General features: G+C 33.7%; 1 protein-coding gene. It reads left to right on the forward strand.

The genetic code is table 11. From position 1 onward, the window contains the following. The coding region (locus ACJMLZ_RS06670) for a PEP/pyruvate-binding domain-containing protein (RefSeq protein WP_405304770.1) at nt 1-1,707 on the forward strand (1,707 nt) is incomplete at its 5' end. Nucleotides 1,708-2,223 lie beyond the last annotated feature (516 nt).

Raw genomic sequence — 2,223 nt, forward strand, 5'->3', positions numbered from 1 at the left:
GTAGGCAGTGGTTTGGTAGGGGGTAAAACCTGCGGAATGCTGCTTGCAAGAAAAATTATTGAAAAAGACCGCCCTGAATTGTATGATAATTTCGAACCCGACGATTCGTTTTACATAGGTTCGGATTTATTTTACACATACATTGTTTCAAATGACTTATGGGATCTTCGCGTAAAACAGAGAACTAAAGACGGATATTACAAATATGGTAAGGAGTTGGAGGAAGCTCTTAAAAAAGGTACCTTTTCAGACCAGATTAAAAAAGAATTTATACATATCTTGGATTATTTCGGACAAAACCCGATAATTGTCAGGTCCAGCAGTTTTCTTGAAGACGGATATGGCAATGCATTTGCCGGGAAATATGAATCAGTGTTCTGTGTAAATAGAGGAAGTCTTGAAGAACGTTTGGTCGCTTTTGAAGAAGCGGTAAAAGTTGTATATTCAAGTACAATGAATGTTTCCGCTTTGGAATATAGGAAATTAAACGGTTTGGATGATGCTGATGAACAGATGGCTCTTTTAGTTCAAAGAGTTTCAGGCTCTTATTATGATGATTATTTCTTCCCGACCGCTGCAGGTGTAGGATTTTCATACAGCCCATATTCTCCGCTTCCGGATATGGACAATACTAAAGGCATGCTAAGACTTGTAATGGGTCTTGGAACAAAAGCTGTTGACAGAACAAAAAAGGATTATCCTAGAATTATCAATCTTGATAAGCCTGAACTGACTATGATGAAGGATATGAAGGAAAAGCATAGGTATTCTCAACATTATCTTGATGTAATCGATTTGAAAAATGTTTGTTTGCATGATATTTCTATTGATGAAGGTTTGGATGTTATTCCAAAATATGCAAAAAAAGTTTTAATAGAACACGACCGTGATGCAGAGAGAATGTTTCGTGAACGCGGGCAACGCCGTGAGATAGTATTTGTTAACTGTGAAGGGATTGTAAAAAATCATGAGTTTATTCGTGAGATGAAAGAAATTCTGAATACACTGGAAACTGCATATGACTATCCGGTTGACATTGAATATACAGTTAATTTTGGAGAAGACAATTCCTTTAATATAAACTTATTGCAATGTCGCCCTCTTCAGGTTTCAACAAACAATGAGGATATTGAAATGCCTGAAGATAAAAACGTTTTCTTCCATATTAAGGAATCTTCCATGGGAATGTCACGAAAGAATAAAATTGATACAATATGCTATGTTGATCCGCATATGTATTATGAATATCCATATGCTCAAAAAAGTTCAATATCTCGTGTTATCAGTGAGGTAAATGCTTATTGTAGAAATAATGATAAGACTGCCATGTTAATCGTTCCTGGAAGAATCGGTACGTCATCTCCTGAATTAGGCATTCCTGTGGTGTTTGCAGACATTAGTCATTTCTCTGCAATTCTAGAGGAAGCTTATAGTGAAGTCGGTTATATGCCGGAATTATCTTTTGGAAGCCATATGTTCCAGGATTTGGTGGAAGCAGAGATATATTACGGAGCATTATTTGAAAACGAGAAAAAAATAGAATTCAATCGGGATATGCTATTTGACTATCAGAATATTCTGAAAGATATAAATCCTAATTTAACTGAGGATATATATTCTATGGTGCAGGTTATAGATTTTGATGATAATGAGGTTGAATTTTATCATGACATGAATAAGGACGAAACAATGTGCATCTTCAAATAATTATGTCATAGGTTTAAACAGGTTATAATGGAATATATTTCATTATTTTAGGGCAGGCGGGTGGGACATATGCCTTTTTTATTTGTAATAATCCTTTTTTCACAAAAAAGATTTTTCAAATAAAAGAAAATGTATGACAAAATATTCCATGTGATTAATGGCCCTATTTATTTGATAATAGGGTTATTTTCACATGTTTTTTTTTTTAAGATAATTTTTAAGAATTTTCGATAAGTAGGGATAATTTCAATGCAGCTATTCAATTATGAGCATGTCTCAAGATAAAAAAGCCTTGATGATATTGAATCAATTAAAATAGCTATTCATATATAAATTAAAAAAGTTGAATAATATTAATTAATATTGAATTAGTCAGAAAACTCACAATAAGTTGTAATACATTTCTTTTCTCACTACATTTAATTTATATATGTTGATTTCCAAAAATAAGTGTATAGTCCCGTAGGGTAGTGGCAATCCTTCTGGGCCCTGGACCCAGAGACAGCGGTTCGACTC

It is taken from the genome of Methanobrevibacter sp. (genome assembly GCF_045126245.1).
Taxonomy (GTDB): domain Archaea; phylum Methanobacteriota; class Methanobacteria; order Methanobacteriales; family Methanobacteriaceae; genus Methanocatella.